This window comes from Streptomyces sp. CBMA291, assembly GCF_014596525.1.
Lineage (GTDB): Bacteria > Actinomycetota > Actinomycetes > Streptomycetales > Streptomycetaceae > Streptomyces.
In genome coordinates, this window is sequence record NZ_MSJP01000072.1 from 22,044 (window position 1) to 40,859 (window position 18,816).

Below are 18,816 nucleotides of genomic sequence, written 5' to 3' on the forward strand. Positions count from 1 at the left end.
GGAACCCGGAGCCGTTCTCGGATCCGGGGCCCGTCCCGGTGCCCCGTCCCCGCTGCTGATCGCCTGCGCCCTCGGCATCGAGCAGCTCGCCCTGCGCAGCGGCGACCGGGGCGGCGCCCCCGGCCCGGTCACCGTGCTCCGCACCGGCATGGGCCCCGACCGCGCCCGTACGGCCGTGTCCCGGGCTCTGCGTACGGAAGGCGGCGGGGAGGCCGCCGTCATCGCCGCGGGCTTCTGCGCCGGGCTCGCCCCCGGGATGCACCCGGGGGACCTGGTGGTCGCCGACGAGACCCGGGGCCCGGACGGAACCACCCTCTGCACCGATCCGGACCTCCTGGTGAAAGCCCTGGTCAGGGCGGTTCCGGGGCGGGCCGTCCACCTCGGGCCGCTGACCGGCTCCGACCATGTGGTGCGCGGACCCGAGCGGGCCGCGCTGCGGGCCGGAGGCGCGATCGCCGTCGACATGGAGTCCGCCGCGACCCTCGGGACCGCCCGCGCGATCGAGGGGCCCCGGGGCGGGGCCGGAGTCCGCCCGGTTGCGGCCGTCCGGGTGGTCGTGGACGCTCCGGAACATGAACTGGTCAGGATCGGCACCGTGCGCGGGGGAATATCGGCCTTCCGCGTCCTGCGTGCCGTCCTTCCCGCATTCTTCGAATGGCACCGTTCTTCACTGCTCCCCAGGAGGTGAACGAGTTATGGCCATGCCGCTCCGCCAGTCCGTCCGCGTCGGGACCTACCTCTTCGAACAGAAGCTCCGCAAGCGGGACAAGTTCCCCCTCATCGTCGAGCTGGAGCCGCTGTTCGCCTGCAACCTCAAATGCGAGGGCTGCGGCAAGATCCAGCACCCGGCGGGTGTCCTCAAGCAGCGCATGCCGGTCGCCCAGGCCGTCGGTGCGGTCCTGGAGTCCGGCGCCCCCATGGTCTCCATCGCGGGCGGCGAACCCCTGATGCACCCTCAGATCGACGAGATCGTGCGCCAGTTGGTGGCCCGCAGGAAGTACGTCTTCCTCTGCACCAACGCGATGCTGCTCCGCAAGAAGCTGGAGAAGTTCACCCCCTCGCCGTACTTCGCCTTCGCCGTGCACATCGACGGTCTGCGCGAGCGGCACGACGAGTCCGTCGCCAAGGAAGGCGTGTTCGACGAGGCGGTGGCGGCCATCAAGGAGGCCAAGCGGCGCGGCTTCCGGGTCACCACCAATTCCACCTTCTTCAACACCGACACCCCGCAGACGATCATCGAGGTCCTCAATTACCTCAATGACGACCTCCAGGTCGACGAAATGATGATCTCGCCCGCCTATGCGTACGAGAAGGCACCCGACCAGGAGCACTTCCTCGGCGTCGAGCAGACCAGGGAACTCTTCAGGAAGGCCTTCGCCGGAGGGAACAGGCGCCGCTGGCGGCTCAACCACTCGCCGCTCTTCCTGGACTTCCTCGAAGGAAAAGCGGACTTCCCGTGCACCGCCTGGGCCATTCCCAACTATTCGCTCTTCGGCTGGCAGCGCCCCTGCTACCTCATGAGCGACGGCTACGTCCCCACGTACCGCGAACTCGTCGAGGAGACCGACTGGGACGCCTACGGCCGGGGCAAGGACCCGCGCTGCGCCAACTGCATGGCGCACTGCGGCTACGAGCCCACCGCCGTCCTCGCCACCATGGGCTCCCTCAAGGAATCCCTGCGCGCGGTCCGGGAGACCGTCTCGGGGAACAACGGGTGAGTGCCTCGTGAAAGACGAGTTCGACCTGCGGACCCTGCTCGCCGAGCGCGGCGGCGAGCGCTACGAACTCCACGCCCGCCACCTCAACCACCAGCTGCCGCGCATGCTCCACACCATCGGCTTCGACAAGGTCTACGAACGGGCCGAGGGCGCCCACTTCTGGGACGCCGACGGGGTCGACCACCTCGACATGCTCGCCGGGTTCGGCGTGATGGGCCTGGGACGGCACCACCCCGTCGTCCGCAAGGCCCTCCACGACGTCCTCGACGCCGGACTCGCCGACCTCACCCGCTTCGACTGCCCGCCGCTGCCGGGACTGCTCGCCGAACGGCTCCTCGCCCACAGCCCCCACCTCGACCGGGTCTTCTTCGGCAACAGCGGCACGGAGGCGGTCGAGACCGCCCTCAAATTCGCCCGGTACGCCACCGGGCGCCCCAGGATCGTCTACTGCTCCCACGCCTTCCACGGGCTCACCACCGGCTCGCTCTCCGTCAACGGCGAGCAGGGCTTCCGGGACGGCTTCGCCCCGCTCCTGCCCGACACGGCGATCGGGCTCGGCGACCTCGACGCCCTGGAACGGGAACTGCGCGAGGGCGACGTGGCCGCCTTCGTCGTCGAGCCCATCCAGGGCAAGGGCGTCCACGCCACCCCGCCGGGCTTCCTGCGGGCGGCCCAGGAGCTGCTGCACCGGCACGGCGCCCTGCTCGTCGCCGACGAGGTGCAGACCGGCCTCGGCAGGACCGGCGACTTCTACGCCTATCAGCACGAGGAGGGCGTGGAACCGGATCTGGTCTGTGTCGCCAAGGCGCTCTCCGGCGGCTACGTGCCGATCGGCGCCACCCTCGGCAAGGACTGGATCTTCAAGAAGGTCTACTCCTCGATGGACCGCGTCCTGGTCCACTCCGCGAGCTTCGGATCGAACGCCCAGGCCATGGCCGCCGGGCTCGCCGTCCTCTCGGTCATGGAGAACGAGGGCACGGTCGCCCACGCGCGCCGGATCGGCGGCCTGCTCGCCGGACGGCTCAGGGAGCTGGTGCCCCGCTACGAGCTGCTGCACGAGATCCGCGGGCGCGGTCTGATGATCGGGATCGAGTTCGGGCGGCCGTCCTCGCTGGGACTGCGCGGTCGCTGGACGATGCTCCAGGCGGCCCGCAAGGGCCTCTTCGCCCAGATGGTCGTCGTCCCGCTGCTCCAGCGGCACCACATCCTCACCCAGGTCTCCGGGGACCAGCTCGAAGTGATCAAGCTGATCCCGCCGCTGGTCGTCGACGAGGCGGACGTCGACCGGTTCGTCACCGCCTTCACCGCGGTCATGGACGACGCCCACGGTGGCGGCGGACTGCTGTGGGACTTCGGAAAGACGCTGGTCAAGCAGGCGGTCGCACAGCGCTGAGCGGCCCGAGCCGTGCGTTTTGCCTCTGGGGCAAGAAACTTGCCTCAGAGGCATAATCCTGGCGGAATGGAGGCATGGACCACGTCCACGGGGACCAAGCCCCGGACCCTGCCGTTCCCGACGCCCTGCCGGACGTCGCCCCCCAGCTGCGCGCCCTGCGCCGCCGCCGGGGACTCACCCTGGAGGCCGCAGCCCAACGGGCCGGTCTCTCGCCCGCCCATCTCTCACGCCTGGAGACGGGGAACCGGCAGCCCTCGCTGCCCATGCTGCTCGCCCTCTCCCGTATCTACGGTACGACGGTGTCCGAGCTGCTGGGGGAGGCGCCCCCCGAGCGGGACCCCGTGGTCCGCGCCGGGCGCTCCGAGCCCGTCGAGGCGGACGGCTGGATCTACCGGCAGGCGGGCGGCGCCGGACGCGCCCTCCAGTGCCTGCGGGTGCACGTGCCCTATGCCACCCGCGCCGACATCGTGCGGGTCCACCCCGGCGAGGAATGGATCCATGTCCTGGAAGGACGGGTCCGGCTGGCCCTCGGCGAGACCGTGCACGTCCTCGATCCCGGGGACAGCGCGCACTTCGACTCGCTGACCCCGCACCGCATCGGCGCCGCCACCTCCGGCGGCGCGGAGGTGCTCTTCGTCCACACTCTGATGCAGAGTCCCGTCGCCGAGCTGTGTCTCGGCGACGGAGCCCTGCACCGGCGCTGATCCCGCGTGATCCTTCCCAAGGAAAGGCTCGACATGTCTGAGAAGTCCGCATCGGTCACCGGCGAGGAGCGCGGTGAAGGCAAGTTCCCCAAGGGCCTCGTGCTTCGCCTCTTCGCCTATCTGATCGCAGGCCACGTCTTCGCCGGCTTCCTCTACCTGCTCTTCGAGATGGGCGGACAGAAGTAGGCCCGCTCGGGGCCCGGGCACGGGCCGGAGCGAACCCGCCCGGAGCTGATACGGGGGCAGGGGCGGGCCCGCTCGGGCCTCATACGGGGACAGCGGCGGGCCCGCTCGGGCCTCAGTGGCGGGGCTGGTCCGCTCAGACCTCCGTGAGCAGCTGTTCCCGCAGGCGCTCCCGGGTCTCCGGGGCCAGCTCCAGGCCCTCGGCGAGATAGGACTCCACCGAGCCCCAGGTCTCCTCGATCGTCTCGAAGGCGCCCCTGAGGTACTCCACCCGCGCGTCGAACAGCGGGCTCAGCAGCTCCATCACCTCGGGCGACATCGCGTCGGGGGCGGTGGAGCTGCGGCTCACCTTGTAGCGGCGGTGCGGGGCGTTCGACTTCACGTAGTCGGCCTCGATCGCCTCCCGCTCGACGCCGAGGGCGAGCAGCGTGACGGCTATCGAGAGCCCGGCGCGGTCCTTGCCCGCCGCGCAGTGCATCAGGGCGGGGACGCTGTCCTTCGCGAGCGCGTGCAGGACTCGGCTGTGCTCGGCCGTCCGCTGGACCACCATCGCGCGGTACGAGGACGTCATCCGGGCGGCGCCCTTGCCCTCGCCCAGGATCTCGCGCAACTGGCCGATGTCCCCCTCGCGGACCAGCTTCCAGAACTCCTTGCCGTCGGCCGGGTCGTTGAGCGGTATGTTCACGTTCCGCACGCCCGGCAGCTCGACGTCGGCCCCCTCCAGCTTCAGATCGGCCCGGTTGCGGAAGTCGAAGACCGTGTGCAGCCCCAGCGAGGAGAGGAAGGCGGCGTCCGCCTCGGTCGCGTGGGCGAGATGGCCGCTGCGGAAGAGACGCCCGGCGCGCACCGCGCGTCCGCCCGTCGTCGGCAGACCGCCCACGTCCCGGAAGTTGCGGACCTGGGCCAGCGCGGGCTCGTTCGCTTCGACGGGCGGGACCTGCGGCAGCTGCTGCGTCACGGATGCTCCTGTGGGTCGACGTTCGGGGAATCGGCGCGGGGCCGGTGTAGGAGGCAATCTTCCAGGCGGTGCGCCCGGGGCACAGCCCCTGGAGAGGAATGGGGGATCTGTCCGTATTGCGGCTTTGTTTGTAACGCGCCCTGATTACGGGCGAGATGCTTTTCGGCGCGTGAGCAGCGTCATAGAAGTGACGGATCGTGGCCGGGAGCGCGGCTCGACTTCCGTACGGAAAAAGGAAATCGAAGAAACGTCAGCCACGGAGGGTGACCGGAAATTCGGCATGTACGGACGGGCGGGCGAAGAACTGAAAAGCCATCGGTTTTGCCGGGGCGAATCGCTCGTCTAGCGTCACCGTCAATCCGGTCGGACCGCCGAATCCTGCCACCGTCCGGAATTCCCACTCATCCCATGCGTGGCAGGAGCGGGGGACCCAGGAAGTACGCCGGTCCCGCGATACAGGACGGCTCGGGGTGAAGCCGCGCGCGAGCGCGGCCGGACAGCTCCCGTCCGAACCCGACAGCTCACCTCGCAGGCGCCGGAGAGGAATTCGCCATGCCCGCGAAGGGTAAGCACCGCCGTCCCAGGATCAACCCCCTCACCCGGGGCATCGCCGCCGCCGGCACGGGAGGCGCCGTCGTCGCGCTCCCGCTTCTCGGCGCCACCGGGGCCCACGCCGCCGAGCAGTCCGCCCCGGCCACCGTCCCCGCGCAGGTCGTCACCGTCGCCGCCCAGGCGAAGACCCACGCCACCGCCGGGACCGCGCCGACGACGTACTCCGTCGTCCCGGGCGACTACCTCTCGAAGATCGCCGCCGAGCACCACCTCACCGGTGGCTGGCAGAAGCTCTACGCCGACAACCGCCGGATCGTCGGCGAGAACCCCTCGCTCATCCTGCCCGGTATGAAGCTCACCCTCGGCGCGAAGAGCACGGCCCCCGCCACCCCGAAGAGCGCGACTGCGAAGAGCGGGCACCCGAAGAGCGCCGCGCAGCCGAGCGCGCCTTCGAAGAGCAAGCCCTCGAAGAGCGCCGCCGAGACCACCGCTCCCCAGGGCTCCGGCGACAGCGCCCGCGCCTCCCGGGGCTCCGAGCGCCCCGCGACCACGGTCACCACCCCGGAATCCGGCTCCTCCGTCCAGTCCTCCGGCTCCTCGGCCTCTTCCTCGGCCGGATCTTCCTCGGCCGGTTCCGCGGTCTCCTCCGGCTGGGTCACCCCCGTCAGCGGCGGCGGCTTCTCCACCCCGTACCGCGCCTCCGGCTCCATGTGGTCCTCCGGCTACCACACCGGTGTCGACTTCATCGCCTCCTCCGGCACCACCGTCCGCGCCGTCGGCGCCGGTACGGTCGTCTCGGCGGGCTGGAGCGGCGCCTACGGCAACGAGATCGTCATCCAGCACGCCGACGGCGCCTACTCCCAGTACGCCCACCTCTCCTCGCTGTCCGTCTCCGCAGGGCAGAGCGTCGCGGGCGGCCGGCAGATCGGGCTCTCCGGCTCCACCGGCAATTCCACCGGACCCCACCTGCACTTCGAGATCCGCACCTCGCCGAACTACGGCTCCGACGTCGACCCGCTGGCCTACCTGCGCGGCCACGGCGTCTCCGTCTGACCCGCACCACTCCCCGGAGGCCCGGCACCCTCACGTGCCGGGCCTCCGGCGTATTCCGGCTTGGCAGAGTCTTTATCGGTGGCATATGTCACCCGGCGTCAACCCCTCCTTACGGTCGCGTAGGTCACATCCGAGAGGGAAGGATGTGCTCCCGTGGCAGACGATTCGAGATCAACAGACAACACCGCATTCGGGTCGTACGCGGCGATCGGTGACAGCTTCACCGAGGGCGTCGGCGACCCCGGGCCCGACGGGACCTACGTCGGCTGGGCGGACCGCTTCGCGGTGCTGCTCGCCGACCAGCTGCCGGAGCACGACTCGTTCCGCTACGCCAACCTGGCCGTACGCGGACGGCTCCTCGACCAGATCGTCGCGGAACAGGTCCCCCGGGCGAAGGAACTCGCCCCCGACCTGGTGACCTTCTGCGCGGGCGGCAACGACATCATCCGCCCCGGCACGGACCCCGACGACGTCGCCGAGCGCTTCGAGCGCGCCGTCGCCGACCTGACCTCCGCCGTCGGCACCGTCATGGTGACCACCGGCTTCGACACCCGCGACATGCCCGTGCTCAAGCACCTGCGCGGCAAGATCGCCACGTACACCGCCCATGTCCGGGCCATCGCCGACCGCTACGACTGCCCGGTCCTCGACCTGTGGTCCCTGCGGTCCGTGCAGGACCGGCGCGCCTGGGACGACGACCGGCTGCACCTCTCGCCGGAGGGCCACACCCGGGTCGCGCTGCGCGCCGCCCAGGTCCTCGGGCTGCCGGTCCCCGCCGAACCGGACCAGGCGTGGCCGCCGGTCCCCCCGCGCGGCACGCTCGAAGTGCGCCGCGACGACATCCACTGGGCGAAGGAGTACCTCGTGCCGTGGATCGGGCGGCGGCTGCGGGGCGAAAGCTCCGGCGACCACGTGGAGGCCAAGCGCCCGGACCTCATGCCCCTGTGACGTGCGGCGCGGCGGGTATCCGCTCCAGGACCCCGCCCGCGAACACGTCGTACAGCGGCAACGTCTCCAGATGGACGTAGCCGATGTGGCAGTCGCAGACGGCGAGGGGACAGACGCGGGGGCGCAGGGCGGCGCGGTACGAACCGTCGTACAGGTTCCCCAGCTCCGTCTTGACGAAGTGGCAGCGCCGCACGGTTCCCTCGCCGTCCACCGAGATCACCGACTCGCCGGTCCGGCAGGGCAGCCCGCCCGAGCGGTGCGGATGCCTGCTGTACGGGAAGAGCGGGTCGATCCGAGTCCACTCGGCCGCCTCCGCGTCGGTGTAGACGTGCCCCTCCGCCGCGTTCACCCACAGGTAGACGTGCGGCGGCAGCGCCTCGCGCAGCCGTCGCGCGTGCTCCAGGTGCTCGCCGATCCCGACCACCCCCACACTGAACCGGATGCCCCGCTCCGCCAGCTCACCGCACTTGCCGAGGAACCGTTCGTACGGCGTCTGCCCCGGGTGGTACGTGCACCAGAGCGCCACGCTGTCCCGGTCCGCCTCGGCCAGCCAGTCGGTCCGGCAGCTCAGATTGGTCTGGATCGCGACCCGCTCGACCTGCGGAAGCCGGGACAGATCGACGAGCGCCCGCCGGTACCAGGAGCGGACGAGGCCCTCGCCCCACGGCGTGAACAGCACCCGAAGCCGGTCGTCGGTCCGGTCGGCGACCCAGCCGGTGAACCGTTCGAGCGCGGCGCGGTCGGCGCGCAGCTGTTCCGTGCTGTCCCGGCGCTTGGCGAAGGGGCAGTAGGGGCAGTCGAAGTCGCAGGAGGCGAGCGGCCCCCGGTAGAGCAGCGTCAGATCCACGGCCGCCCCCTACTTCGGCTCGTACGCGGCCATCGCGGCCCGTACGGCGGGGGAGAACAGCTCGGGACCGAGCCCGTCCGAGTGCGCGAGGCCCTCCGGCGACAGCCGCAGCAGCCCCTCCGGCGCCTGCGCGTCCAGCCAGCCGAGTGCCTCGAACCGGGCCAGCTCCCCGGCGAAGTCCGTGAACGGCGAGGACCCGAACCGCTCCTCGTACTCCGCCACCGGCATCCCCGCCGCCTGGAGCAGCGACTGGAGCAGATGGCGGCGGCGGGCCTCCCCGGCGTCCACCCACCGGCCCACCACGGCCCGCGAGAAGTCCGCCGTCTCCGTGTAGGCGTCGATGATCGAGCGTATCTCCCGCATCTCCACCGCGTAGTCGAAGGAGTAGTGCAGCTCCGAGGTGTACGAGCGGGCCCCGCAGCCCAGACCGATCATCCCGTCCGTCTGGCAGGCGTGGTCGTCGGGACCGAGCGGCGGTGCGTCGGCCCGCCGGAACATGCGCATCGACACCTGCTCGTACCCCCGCGCGAGCAGATGGTCCCGGCCGTACCGGTACAGGCGCAGCCGGTGCGCGTCCCACTCCAGGTCGGCGGCCCGCCGCTCGGCCGCCGAGAGCCGGCCGAGACCGGTGAGCGGCCGCACGTACAGCGGATAGAGGTACAGCTCCTCGGGTCGCCAGGACAGGGCCGCGTCCAGCGAGGAGCGCCAGGTCCGCTCCGTCTGGCCGTCGATTCCGTAGATCAGGTCGATGTTGAGGACCGGCACCCCGGTGTCCCGGATGCGGCCGAGCGCCGCCTCGACGTCGGCGCGGTGCTGCGGCCGGACCGCCGCCCGTGCCTCCGCCTCCACGAAGCTCTGCACCCCGATGCTGAGCCGGGTCGCGCCCCGCTCGGCGAGGACCCCGAGCCGGTCGGCGGTCGCCGTCGACGGCGAGGTCTCCACGGAGAGCGGCACCGCCCGCAGGTCCACCCCCGTCCGCTGCTCGGCGATGTCGCAGAGCCGCTCCAGCTCGGCGGCGGTGAGGAAGGTCGGCGTGCCGCCGCCGAAGGCGGCCGTGGCGAACCGCACCGGGTCCCGGTCCCCGAGGGCCTCGCGCACGGCGGCGGCCTGCCGGTCGAGGGCGTCGAGATAGCGGGTGGTCAGCTCGTCCGGGGCGCCGATGCGGGTGAACAGATTGCAGAACCCGCAGCGGACCTCGCAGAACGGTATGTGCGCGTAGAGCGAGAGCGCGTCCTTCGGCTCGTCCGCCCAGAGCGCGGCCAGCGAGGGCGCGGGCTCGGGAAGCGGCCGGTACGCCGTCTTGTGCGGGTACGCGTACACGTAACTCCGGTACGGCCGGAGGGTGCCGTCGCTCATGCCGAGGCCTCCTGACCGGGACCCGCCAGCTCGAACTGCGCGTAGGGGACGGTCCAGACGACCTCGTGCCCCAGCCGGTGACCGGTGTACCCGTCCTCTCCGTACGCCGTGCCGTGGTCGGAGCAGACGATCGCGAAGCACGGACGGCGGCCGCTCATCGCGGCGAAGAGCCGGCCGATGTGCCGGTCGACGTATTCGAGGGCCGCCGCGTGCGTGGCCCGGGAATCGCCTGCCTCGCGGGTCGCGCCCGGCAGATGGAACCAGTTGGGCTGGTGCAGCGCGGACACGTTGACGAAGAGGAAGAGCCGCTGTTCGGGCGGCAGGGCGGCGACGACCTCCTCGGCGCACGCCACCTGGGACTCGAAGGAGGTCGGCGAGGCGACGCCGAAGGACGGCTCCCAGTGGCTCTCCTGGAACAGCCCGGGGAGCACACCGCCGAGCGGCGGCTGCTTGTTGAAGAAACCGACCCCGCCGACGCACACCGTCCGGTAGCCCGCGCCCGCGAGGGCGGAGACGAAGTCGGGGGTGTCGTGCACCCAGGTGCCCCCCGCGGTCGACTCGCTGCCCGCGAACCGCGCCGCGAACAGCCGGGGATGCGGCCCCTGCCCTGTCGGCGTCGGCAGGAAACCGGCGAAGATCGCCTGGTGGGAGGCGTAGGTGAAGCTGCCGGGCGCGTGGCGCCGTTCCCAGGCCCCGCCGGGCAGATGACGCGCCAGGTGCGGGATGCGCCCCTCGGCGGCCAGCTCCGCCGCCACGTCGTACCGGAGCGTGTCGAGGGTGACCAGGAGCAGATCGTGGCTTCCGACGATCGCGTTCATGTCGGGCTGGTTCACGTGGTGCTCGTTCCTGTGGTGCGGGTGCGCGACCCCGTCGCAACGTGCGACGGAAGGCCGGTGGGGGTGCCGGGGTCCGGAGTCTTGTGCGGCGGGTGGTCGGTGGGGGTGCTGCGGTCCGGAGCCTCGTACGGAGGGTGGTCGCTGGGGGCGACGGGTCCCGGAGCCTCGTATGGCTGACGGCCGGTCGGGGTGCTGCGGTCCGGAGCCGCGTGCGGTGGGAGGCCGGTGGGGGCGCTGGGGTGTGGAAGGCCGGTGGGGGCGCCGGGGTCCTGCGTCTCTCGCGGTGGACGGGCGCTGCGGTCGCCGGGTCCCGGAGTCTCGCGCGCCAGGCGGTGGTCCGGGAACTGGGCGGCGATCTGCGCCCCGTACGTGTCGAGGCCCTCGGCGCCGCTGCCGGGCAGCCCCGTGAGATGGGGCAGCAGGTCGCCGAAGGCGTTGACCTCGCCGACGGCGAAGCGGCGCCAGCCCGCGCCCGGCAGCAGGTCCACGCCCACGCACCGGGTGCCGGGGAAGGCGGCGGCGGCCCGCTCGCAGACCCCGAGCGCGTCCTCCCACCGCCCGCCGGCCGCCTCGATCGCGGCGCGCGCCGCCGCCAGATCGCCCCGGGCACCGCCCAAGTGCAGATTGGTCATGGGGGAGCGGCTGGTGCGGACCACGGCGTGGGTGGCCCGCCCGTCGACGACGACCACGCGCAGATCGGCGGCCCGGCCGTCCTGCGCGGCCTTGGGCAGCCAGCGCTCGACATGCAGTCCGTCGGGGGCGAGGGCGTCGACGATCGCGGCGATCTCCTCCTCCCGCGCGTACCGCCGGACCCGCAGCGAGTTGAAGAGCCGCCCGCCGGGCCCGCGCTCCACCGAGGTGGTGGCCTGGAAACGGCCCGCGCCATTCGTCTCCAGGGCGAGCACGCCCGAGGCGGACGAACCGTGCGCGGGCTTCACGAACACCCGGCGCAGACCGGACCGGGCGGTCAGCTCCCTGACGTCCGCCCAGCCGCGCACCGCCGGAGCGCCCGGCCCCGAGGTCGGCGACTCGGGCACCGGCACCCCGGCCGTGTCCAGCAGGCCGTGGCCCAGGCGCTTGTCGAAGAGGACCGCCAGCTCGGCGGGATCGTCCACGAGCGAGGCGCCCGAGGCGGCCACGGTCCGGCCGAGGTCCGCCGCCGCGGCGATGAACCGCTCGTACCACCGTCCGGTGCCCTCGACCCGTGACGGGTCGTCGACCCCGCGCAGCAGCCGGTCGGCCTCCGGGTCCTCGCCGGGCGAGTCCAGACGGACGATCTCGCCCGCCGCGAACCGGGCGGTGCCGCGCAGCACCTCGGGCCAGGACACCGCCCGCGCCTCGGGCAGCCCGGCGGCACGCAGCGCGTCCTGGAAGAACGCGACACGACGGCCCGCCGGATCGCCGACGACCACGAGGCACGGGCGGGCACTCATTCGGCGACCGCGACGTACCGGAAGACCTCGTCGTCGTCTTCCTCGGGCTTCTCCGCGTCGCCCAGTTCGACCGTCACACCGTGCGGTTCGAGGGCGGCGAGCACCCGCAGGCGGACGGCGTCCGAGAGGTAGTGGTGGGACAGGTCGAGATGGGAGAGGTGGGTCAGCGGCTGCCCGTCGAGCAAGGCGGTCGCGCCTTCGTCGGTGAGCACGCCCATGGAGAGGTCGAGCCGGTCGAGCCGGGCCACCACGGGGGCACCCGCCACGGCGGCGGCCACGGCGTCCTGGATCACGCTGTTGCGCAGGGCGAGGCGGCGCAGGGCCGGGAAGGACGAGCCGTCGAGCACCGGAGCCAGGTCCTCGGGCGTGCTGTCGCCGCCGTACTCGTCGGTGCCGAGCCACAGCTCCAGGTCCTGGAGGGCGGGCAGGTCGCTGCCCACGATCCCGCGCACCACCTCGGCGGGCAGCCCGCCCGTCTCCACCGTCAGGGCCTCCAGACCGGTGTGCCGGACCGAGGGGAAGGCCAGATCGGTCCCGCCGCGCACGCCGAGCCTCCGCAGCCTCGGGTAGGCGGCGAGCAGCGGCGTCACGTCGGACTGCACGATCCACGAGATCTCGCAGTCCTCGAAGGTCATGTCGCCGACGAAGACCGCCTCCAGGGCGGAAAGCCGGTTGTTGCCGCCGATCAGGGCCGTCAACACGCCCGCCGACGAGGTCTCGTACGCCTCCTCCCAGCAGCCGACCACCAGTGCCCGCACCCGGCTCGCGTCCACCGTCCGCAGGAAGCGCTCGAAGCGCGGCACCCACTGCTCGTCCCCGGACTCCCCGTAGGTGGGTGCGGAGATCCGCCAGGCGACGGCGTCCGCCGCGGGCAGCTCCACGCGCGCCTTCTCGTCCGGGAAATCGAACACGGGCAGACCGTGGAATTCCTTCAGGTGGTGGCCAATGGTCATGACTGTGCTCCCGGGCGACGGACGACGTGGATCGACTGACTTCCGAGATTTCTACCAAGCGCCACTGACAACGCCCGCCGCCGGGTCGGTCCGCGACCGATTGTCAGTGCCGGGCCCTAGCGTCGTTCCCGTGTTCGGCCGCACGGTGCCGGACGGGGAGGGGAAAGCCATGTACCGGCAGGGAGACGTGCTGATCGCGCCCGTCGACGAGACGGCCGTTCCGGAGCGCGCCAGGAGCGCCCCTGGCGAACCGAGGGACGCCCGGGGCCGGTTGGTCCTCGCGCTCGGCGAGGTCACCGGACATGCCCACGCGATCCCCGGCCCCGGCCGGCTCGTCACGGAGCCGGGGCCCTTCGGCCCGCTCCTGCTCGAACTGCCCGAGGGCGGCCGGATCGTGCACGAGGAGCACGCGCCGATAGCGCTGCCCAAGGGCTGGTACCGGGTGGTGCGCCAGCGGGAGTACGTGCCCGGCGCGTACCGGATCGTCGCGGACTGACCGAACGGAAGGCTGGGGGAGACCGAAATGAACCACATCACCGCACAGGACACATGGCGGGCCGTCGCCGCGGCCACCGGCCCCGCCGACCGCGCCGCCGCAGAGGCGGGCGTCCGGCTCGCCTACCGCTCGGCGGGCCTCGCCGGGCCGGAGCGCTTCCACTGGGTGGACTCGCCGCTCGCGGCCGTCACGCTCGTGCCGACCCTCGGAGACCGGGGCCGTTCCGTACGGGACGAGGTGCGCACCCGGCCCTGGGCCGAGGAGCGGCGCCGTCTCCACGACGCGCTGGGCCCGGCGGGCTGGGCCGCCCACTGGCGCACCACCGGGGCCGTCCTCTGGGACCTCACCCGGATGCTCGCCGACCGGATACGGGCCGGGGTGACGGACGGCCTGGAGCGGGCCGACGGCGCGGGCGATCCCCGGCTGGTGCTGCTCGACGCGGTGCTCGGCCAGCACGACGCCGCCTGGCTCGCCGCCTTCGACGGGCACGGCGACCGGCTCGCGGGCCTCGCCGCCGTCGCCGAGCACGCGGGCTGGTGGTGGCCCTACGAGAACGTCGCCGTGCTCTGCGAGCGCCCCGTCGCCCTGCACCGGGACGAGGCCGGGCGCCTGGACCGGGGCGACGGACCCGCGCTCGCCTTCGCCGACGGCTTCGCCCTGCACGCCTGGCGCGGCATGCCGGTGCCCGCCGGATTCCTCGCCGGACTCGCGGACCTGACCCCCGAGCGGATAAGGGAGGAGGAGAACGCCGAACTGCGGCGCGTGATGCTGGAGTACTTCGGCTACGACCGCTATCTCACCGCCTCCGGCGCCCGGCACGAGCACCGCGACGGGACCGGCGTCCTCTGGCGGATCGAGCTGGCCGACGACGAGGACGTGGTGATGGTCGAGGTCGTCAACTCCACACCGGAACCGGACGGCAGCCACCGCACGTACTGGCTCCGGGTGCCGCCCGCGACCAGGACCGCGCGAGAGGGCGTGGCCTGGACCTTCGGCCTGCACCCCGACGCCTACCGGCCGCTCGTCGAGACCTGAGCATCGGACAGGCATCCGGCTGGTACGCGAAAGAGGTGAAGGGAGCCGCCCTCAGGTGTGGCGTACGGGTGGCGGCGGTGACGGGCTGCTGGGATGTGCCCGCCGGATGCCCCGGCACCCCACCTGCCGAGGCCCCGGCACCCACCTGCCGGAGCCCCGGCAGCCACCCGCCACGGCCCCGGCTCCGCACCCGCCGGGCCCGGCCCGCACCTGCCGGGCCCGGCGCCATCCGCCGGAGCCCGGACCCGTACCCGCCGGAGCCCGGCACCCACCCCTGAAGGGACCGCCCGTGACGATCCGACGGCCCAGCGCCGCCCGCGCCGCCCGACTGTTCGCCGCCACCGCCGTGCTCGGCGGCCTCCTCGTCGGCACCGCCGCACCCGCCCTGGCCGCACCGGAGCGGCCCGCCCCCCTCGCCCAGGACCGGAGGGGTGCACCGGCGACGGTCTCCGTCACCGGCAGCGGGCGGGCCGCCGCCGAGCCCGATCTGGCGGTCCTGTCCGTCGGCGTCGAGGCCACCCGGCCGACCGCGAAAGAGGCGATGGCCGCACAGAACAAGGCCGCGCAGGCCCTGCTCGACGCACTGCGCCGACAGGAGATCGCCGAGCGGGACATCCGTACCGACAGCCTCTCGCTCGCCCCCGTCTACACCCAGACCCCCGAAGGCGAGAGCAAGGTGACCGGCTACCGGGCCGGGCAGTCCTTCTCCGTGAAGGTCCGGGTCATCGACCGGACGGGCCAGGTCATCGAGGCCGTCGGCGACGCCACCGGGGAGGACGGCCGGATCTACGGGGTCACCTTCGACGTGTCCGACCCGGCGCCGCTGCGGGCACGGGCACGCGAGGCCGCCTACAAGGACGCGCACGACAAGGCGGCGCAGCACGCCCGGCTCAGCGGCAGGCGACTGGGCAGGCTGGTCTCGCTCAGCGAGGGCGAGCCGGTGCGCCCGCCCGCCGGTCTCCCCTCACCCGGGGGCGCCCCCGAGGCGCCGAGCGTGCCCCTGGCCCCCGGAGAGGTCGAGGAGCAGGTCACGGTCTCGGCGGTCTACGAACTGCTCTGAACGGACGGCGGGCCCGGGGCGAGCGGCGGGCCCGGGGCGAGCAGGCTCGGGGTGAGCGGCCCGTGCGGGTGCTACGCGGTGGCCTCGACCGGGGGCAGACCGAGTTCCCGGACGAGCGCGGCGTCCGCCCAGCGCAGCATCGTCCTCAGGGAGGGCCCGCCGGGATAGGCCGTCGTCTGCACCGCGAGGCCGTCGAGGAAGGCGGTGAGCCGCCAGGCCGCCGCCGTCGGATCCGCGCAGCGGAACTCCCCGGCGGCGGTGCCCTCGGCGATCACCCCGGCGAGCGCCCGCTTCCACTCCTGGTCGAGGTCGTGCGCGACCTGCCGGAGCGCGGGGTCGCGCAGCGAGGCCGCCCACCCCTCGATCCACAGCCGCCATCCCTTGGCCTGCCCGGTCGGGGCGTACCAGCGCACGGCGGCCCGCAGTCTTCGCACCGCCGTGGACCGGCGCCCGAGGATCCGCCGCAACTGGGCGAGATCGGCCTCCGCCGCATGAGCGAAGGCCGCGGCGACCAGCTGTTCCTTCGACGAGAAGTGGTACAGCACCAGGGCGTTGCTCACCCCGAGCGCGGCGGCCACGTCGGCGATCCGGACCGCCGCGACGCCCCGCACCTCGATCTGCTCGACGGCGGCCCGCAGCAGCTCCTCCCGCCGCTCGGCCACGCTCAACCGCACTCTCGCCACGCGGGCAGCCTACACAGCGCATGACGCGCTCATGATCACCTCGGGCGTTCCCGCCCGCTACCGCCCGCCGCCGGTCGTCGCCCCACGCGTGCCCGTCCCCGCACCCGTATCCCGTACCGGCAACCGGCAACTGTGTCCGTGCCGTGTGCGTACCCCGTACCGACAGCCCGTGCGCGTACCCCGTACCGACAGTCCCTATCCACGCCCCCGGTGCCAGGCTCGGTGCCGCCATAGTGTCCAGCCGTCACCGACGGCATCCGTTCCGCCACCACCGGTTCCACCACCAGCCCGTCCCCCCGGCGGCCCCGCCCGTGCTCGCCCCGGACCTTCGTCGGGTGATCGGCTCATAATGGAACGACCCCAGAGATCAGGAGATCCTGTGACCGGTACCGGCTCCGACCGTTCGCCACGGGCCAGGCTGCGCGCACTGCGCCCCGAGTCCTTCGGCGCGGAACCAGCGGGCGCCCGCCTCGCCCGTATCCGCCGCTCGCCGAACTACGCCGAAGGGATCTTCCAGAATCCCGAACAGGCCCATCGGGGGCCCTCGGGCTCCGCCGTCGAACTCGCCAAGGTCTACTTCGACAAGGAAGGACGCTCGCGCCGCGCCCCCACCGGCACGATCCCCGTCCATCCCACCACCGTCGCCGACCTGGCCCGCCCCCCGGCCACCGGACTGCGGCTGACCTGGATGGGCCACTCCGGCGTCCTCGCCGAGATCGACGGCCACCGGGTCCTCTTCGACCCCGTCTGGGGCGAGCGCTGCTCCCCGTTCCCCTTCGTGGGACCGAAGCGCCTCCACCCGGTGCCCGCGCCGCTCGCCGCGCTGGGCCCGGTCGACGTCGTCGTGATCTCGCACGACCACTACGACCACCTGGATCTGCCGACGATCAAGGAACTCGCCGCCACCGGCACGGTCTTCGCGGTGCCGCTCGGCGTCGGCGCGCACCTGGAACGCTGGGGCGTGCCCGCCTCCCGGCTGCGCGAACTGGACTGGAACGAGTCCACCGAGGTCGGCGGTCTGCTGCTCACCGCCACCCCCGCCCGGCACTTCTGCGGCAGAGGCGTACGCAACCGCCAGCTGACCCTCTGGGCCTCCTGGGTGGTCGCGGGACCGGAACACCGGATCTTCCACAGCGGCGACACCGGCTACTTCCCCGGTTTCAAGGAGATCGGCGCCGCCCACGGGCCCTTCGACGCCACCATGATCCAGATCGGCGCCTATTCGGAGTTCTGGACCGATATCCACATGACACCCGAGGAGGGCACGCAGGCTCATCTGGACCTCCAGGGCGGCGGTCCCGCCGGGGTGCTGCTGCCCATCCACTGGGGCACCTTCAACCTCGCCCCGCACCCATGGGCCGAGCCGGGGGAGTGGACGAGGGACGCGGCCGACGAGGCCGGTCAGGCGGTGGCGTTCCCCAAGCCCGGCGAACCGTTCGAGCCCGGGGGGCCACTGCCCTCCGACTCCTGGTGGCACGGCCTTTCGCGGCCCCTCGCCCACCCGTGGCGCGAGACCCGGCCGGTGGGGGTCCCCACCGAAGCCCTCACGCCCGATCTCGACCTCGCCGACGGACGTCCCACCTGAGGCGGACCGGCGACGGGCCGAGGGGAGTGGGGCAGCCCCGTCCGCTCGGCCGAGGGGAGCGAGCGGAGGGCTGAAGGCGGACCGTGACCTCCGGCCGCCACCTCGACGACGAACAGAACCGGCGGGTCGTTCACCGCCGACGACTGGTTCAAGTCCGGCGACCTGGCCTCCGCCCGGAACGGCATCCGGACCGTGACCGGCCGTGCCGACGCCGTCATCCCGCCGGGCGGGTGCCCGGAGCCACCGGCCGCCCCGGGGAAGCGACTTGCGGCGCGGCGGGCGGGGGCTCCCCTGTAAACCCTGTGCTCTGTAGGGGAATTGGCCGTGTGTCCCCCGGCCTCTCGCCGTCCATCCCGTCTGGCGGCTTCTGGCGTGGTGGCGTGCCACGCACGGAGGCGTCATGGTGCCGCCTTCCAGTCGATCCATGACTAACCACTCAAATGCAAGTGACCAGTTGCAGCAGAGATTTCTAACCTCTAAAGTCACTCGCGTTGGTTAGTTCTCTCGGCGGGTGCGGACTGGGCATGGCAGAACGCGTGCGCGTTCGTTCATACGAGAGGCGAGAGGGCGCCGTCCCCAGCGTGAGGACGGCGCAGACCGGCCGGATCGTCCGTCACTCGACCACCCGAATGCCGCTACTCCGCCACTCCGGCGGCCCTGGCGGCCTCGGTGGTCGATGGTCGGCCGTCGCGCGCGACCGGCGTCTCCCCGAGGGCGCCGTCGAGCTGATGCGCGGCACCGGCTCCTTCCGCATCGGCGTGCGGAAGAAGCGGGGCGGTCCCGAGCCGCTCTCCGCTGAGCGGACCGAGGCCATCGCGGCACTGTCCTACGGCGGTTCGGCGGCCGACTGCGCACAACCCGGACGCGGTGGATGGCGGTTGGTGGGCTGGGGTGTGGCTCCGTCTGTCGGCCGTCTCGCCGGTATCGGGTCGAAGTGACCGGCACGTGACTAGATGAGGACAGTCGAATGGCAGCAACTCCCAGTGATGTAGAGGTCGACGTGGTGCCTGGTGGTGGTGGGCG

Annotated in this window: 18 protein-coding genes, 1 pseudogene and 1 riboswitch; of the genes and pseudogenes, 12 read left to right on the plus strand and 7 right to left on the minus strand. The window is 72.6% G+C overall.

Annotation, left to right across the window (positions count from 1 at the left end):
- The first annotated feature begins 52 nt into the window (after positions 1 to 52).
- The 5 genes from BU197_RS17975 (at position 53) to BU197_RS17995 (ending at position 4,001) form a co-directional block, all read left to right on the plus strand.
- On the plus strand, positions 53 to 688 hold the full coding sequence (locus BU197_RS17975; protein ID WP_188269322.1) for a 1-hydroxy-2-methyl-2-butenyl 4-diphosphate reductase: 636 nt from the start codon (positions 53 to 55) through the stop codon (positions 686 to 688).
- Between the two features lie 7 nt (positions 689 to 695).
- Positions 696 to 1,718, plus strand: a complete 1,023-nt coding sequence (gene hpnH, locus BU197_RS17980; protein WP_188269303.1) for an adenosyl-hopene transferase HpnH — start codon at positions 696 to 698, stop codon at positions 1,716 to 1,718.
- 7 nt (positions 1,719 to 1,725) lie between these two features.
- Positions 1,726 to 3,111, plus strand: coding sequence for an aspartate aminotransferase family protein (locus BU197_RS17985; RefSeq protein ID WP_188269304.1), 1,386 nt, complete (start codon positions 1,726 to 1,728; stop codon positions 3,109 to 3,111).
- 74 nt (positions 3,112 to 3,185) lie between these two features.
- Positions 3,186 to 3,815: a helix-turn-helix domain-containing protein gene (locus BU197_RS17990; RefSeq protein WP_188269305.1), complete on the plus strand. Its 630-nt coding sequence runs from the start codon at positions 3,186 to 3,188 to the stop codon at positions 3,813 to 3,815.
- 33 nt (positions 3,816 to 3,848) lie between these two features.
- Positions 3,849 to 4,001: a DUF6126 family protein gene (locus BU197_RS17995; protein ID WP_188269306.1), complete on the plus strand. Its 153-nt coding sequence runs from the start codon at positions 3,849 to 3,851 to the stop codon at positions 3,999 to 4,001.
- Between the two features lie 133 nt (positions 4,002 to 4,134).
- On the opposite strand, the gene BU197_RS18000 is transcribed toward BU197_RS17995, so the two are convergent.
- On the minus strand, positions 4,135 to 4,956 hold the full coding sequence (locus BU197_RS18000; protein ID WP_188269307.1) for a tyrosine-protein phosphatase: 822 nt from the start codon (positions 4,954 to 4,956) through the stop codon (positions 4,135 to 4,137).
- A gap of 392 nt (positions 4,957 to 5,348) precedes the next feature.
- Positions 5,349 to 5,504, plus strand: a riboswitch (cyclic di-AMP (ydaO/yuaA leader).
- 4 nt (positions 5,505 to 5,508) lie between these two features.
- Here BU197_RS18000 and BU197_RS18005 point away from each other — a divergent pair.
- Both BU197_RS18005 and BU197_RS18010 read left to right on the plus strand, forming a co-directional pair.
- A complete protein-coding gene (locus BU197_RS18005; RefSeq protein WP_188269308.1) occupies positions 5,509 to 6,561 on the plus strand; it encodes a M23 family metallopeptidase in 1,053 nt (350 codons plus the stop codon).
- 153 nt (positions 6,562 to 6,714) lie between these two features.
- A complete protein-coding gene (locus BU197_RS18010) occupies positions 6,715 to 7,509 on the plus strand; it encodes an SGNH/GDSL hydrolase family protein (protein WP_188269309.1) in 795 nt (264 codons plus the stop codon).
- On the opposite strand, the gene BU197_RS18015 is transcribed toward BU197_RS18010, so the two are convergent.
- The 5 genes and pseudogenes from BU197_RS18015 to BU197_RS18035 form a co-directional block, all read right to left on the minus strand.
- Positions 7,496 to 8,356, minus strand: a complete 861-nt coding sequence (locus BU197_RS18015; RefSeq protein WP_188269310.1) for an STM4011 family radical SAM protein — start codon at positions 8,354 to 8,356, stop codon at positions 7,496 to 7,498. The two genes, BU197_RS18010 and BU197_RS18015, sit on opposite strands and share 14 nt — an antisense overlap.
- 9 nt (positions 8,357 to 8,365) lie before the next feature.
- Positions 8,366 to 9,712, minus strand: a complete 1,347-nt coding sequence (locus BU197_RS18020; RefSeq protein WP_188269311.1) for an STM4012 family radical SAM protein — start codon at positions 9,710 to 9,712, stop codon at positions 8,366 to 8,368.
- Complete coding sequence (locus BU197_RS18025; RefSeq protein ID WP_188269323.1) at positions 9,709 to 10,530, minus strand: STM4013/SEN3800 family hydrolase; 822 nt, start codon at positions 10,528 to 10,530, stop codon at positions 9,709 to 9,711. The genes BU197_RS18020 and BU197_RS18025 overlap by 4 nt, the downstream gene beginning before the upstream one ends.
- A gap of 364 nt (positions 10,531 to 10,894) precedes the next feature.
- A pseudogene (locus BU197_RS18030) lies at positions 10,895 to 11,981 on the minus strand (STM4014 family protein); the annotation flags it as partial.
- Entirely contained in the window at positions 11,978 to 12,934 is a 957-nt protein-coding gene (locus BU197_RS18035) for an STM4015 family protein (protein ID WP_188269312.1), read from the minus strand. The gene BU197_RS18035 and the pseudogene BU197_RS18030, both read right to left, overlap by 4 nt.
- Before the next feature lie 169 nt (positions 12,935 to 13,103).
- Between BU197_RS18035 and BU197_RS18040 the strand changes: the two genes are divergently transcribed.
- The 3 genes from BU197_RS18040 (at position 13,104) to BU197_RS18050 (ending at position 15,525) form a co-directional block, all read left to right on the plus strand.
- Complete coding sequence (locus tag BU197_RS18040; RefSeq protein ID WP_188269313.1) at positions 13,104 to 13,430, plus strand: hypothetical protein; 327 nt, start codon at positions 13,104 to 13,106, stop codon at positions 13,428 to 13,430.
- A gap of 27 nt (positions 13,431 to 13,457) precedes the next feature.
- The gene (locus BU197_RS18045; protein ID WP_188269314.1) at positions 13,458 to 14,465 is read left to right on the plus strand and encodes a DUF6745 domain-containing protein; all 1,008 of its coding nucleotides are present in this window, start codon (positions 13,458 to 13,460) and stop codon (positions 14,463 to 14,465) included.
- 289 nt (positions 14,466 to 14,754) lie between these two features.
- The gene (locus BU197_RS18050; RefSeq protein WP_188269315.1) at positions 14,755 to 15,525 is read left to right on the plus strand and encodes an SIMPL domain-containing protein; all 771 of its coding nucleotides are present in this window, start codon (positions 14,755 to 14,757) and stop codon (positions 15,523 to 15,525) included.
- A gap of 71 nt (positions 15,526 to 15,596) precedes the next feature.
- Here the strand turns inward: BU197_RS18050 and BU197_RS18055 are convergent, their stop codons facing one another.
- Entirely contained in the window at positions 15,597 to 16,208 is a 612-nt protein-coding gene (locus BU197_RS18055) for a TetR/AcrR family transcriptional regulator (protein WP_188269316.1), read from the minus strand.
- A gap of 379 nt (positions 16,209 to 16,587) precedes the next feature.
- Between BU197_RS18055 and BU197_RS18060 the strand changes: the two genes are divergently transcribed.
- Together BU197_RS18060 and BU197_RS18065 are read left to right on the plus strand one after the other, a co-directional pair.
- Positions 16,588 to 17,793 carry an MBL fold metallo-hydrolase gene (locus BU197_RS18060; RefSeq protein WP_317452197.1) on the plus strand — a complete coding sequence of 402 codons (1,206 nt, stop codon included), beginning with the start codon at positions 16,588 to 16,590 and terminating at the stop codon, positions 17,791 to 17,793.
- Between the two features lie 581 nt (positions 17,794 to 18,374).
- Positions 18,375 to 18,731: a hypothetical protein gene (locus BU197_RS18065; protein ID WP_188269318.1), complete on the plus strand. Its 357-nt coding sequence runs from the start codon at positions 18,375 to 18,377 to the stop codon at positions 18,729 to 18,731.
- Positions 18,732 to 18,816 lie beyond the last annotated feature (85 nt).

Bases quoted from the DNA above. Each gene is read 5' to 3' on its own strand.
- hpnH (WP_188269303.1), top strand. From the start codon at position 696: ATGGCCATGCCGCTCCGCCAGTCCGTCCGCGTCGGGACCTACCTCTTC.
- BU197_RS17990 (WP_188269305.1), top strand. From the start codon at position 3,186: ATGGACCACGTCCACGGGGACCAAGCCCCGGACCCTGCCGTTCCCGAC.
- BU197_RS17995 (WP_188269306.1), top strand. From the start codon at position 3,849: ATGTCTGAGAAGTCCGCATCGGTCACCGGCGAGGAGCGCGGTGAAGGC.
- BU197_RS18005 (WP_188269308.1), top strand. From the start codon at position 5,509: ATGCCCGCGAAGGGTAAGCACCGCCGTCCCAGGATCAACCCCCTCACC.
- BU197_RS18020 (WP_188269311.1), bottom strand. From the start codon at position 9,712: ATGAGCGACGGCACCCTCCGGCCGTACCGGAGTTACGTGTACGCGTAC.
- BU197_RS18025 (WP_188269323.1), bottom strand. From the start codon at position 10,530: ATGAACGCGATCGTCGGAAGCCACGATCTGCTCCTGGTCACCCTCGAC.
- BU197_RS18035 (WP_188269312.1), bottom strand. From the start codon at position 12,934: ATGACCATTGGCCACCACCTGAAGGAATTCCACGGTCTGCCCGTGTTC.
- BU197_RS18040 (WP_188269313.1), top strand. From the start codon at position 13,104: ATGTACCGGCAGGGAGACGTGCTGATCGCGCCCGTCGACGAGACGGCC.
- BU197_RS18045 (WP_188269314.1), top strand. From the start codon at position 13,458: ATGAACCACATCACCGCACAGGACACATGGCGGGCCGTCGCCGCGGCC.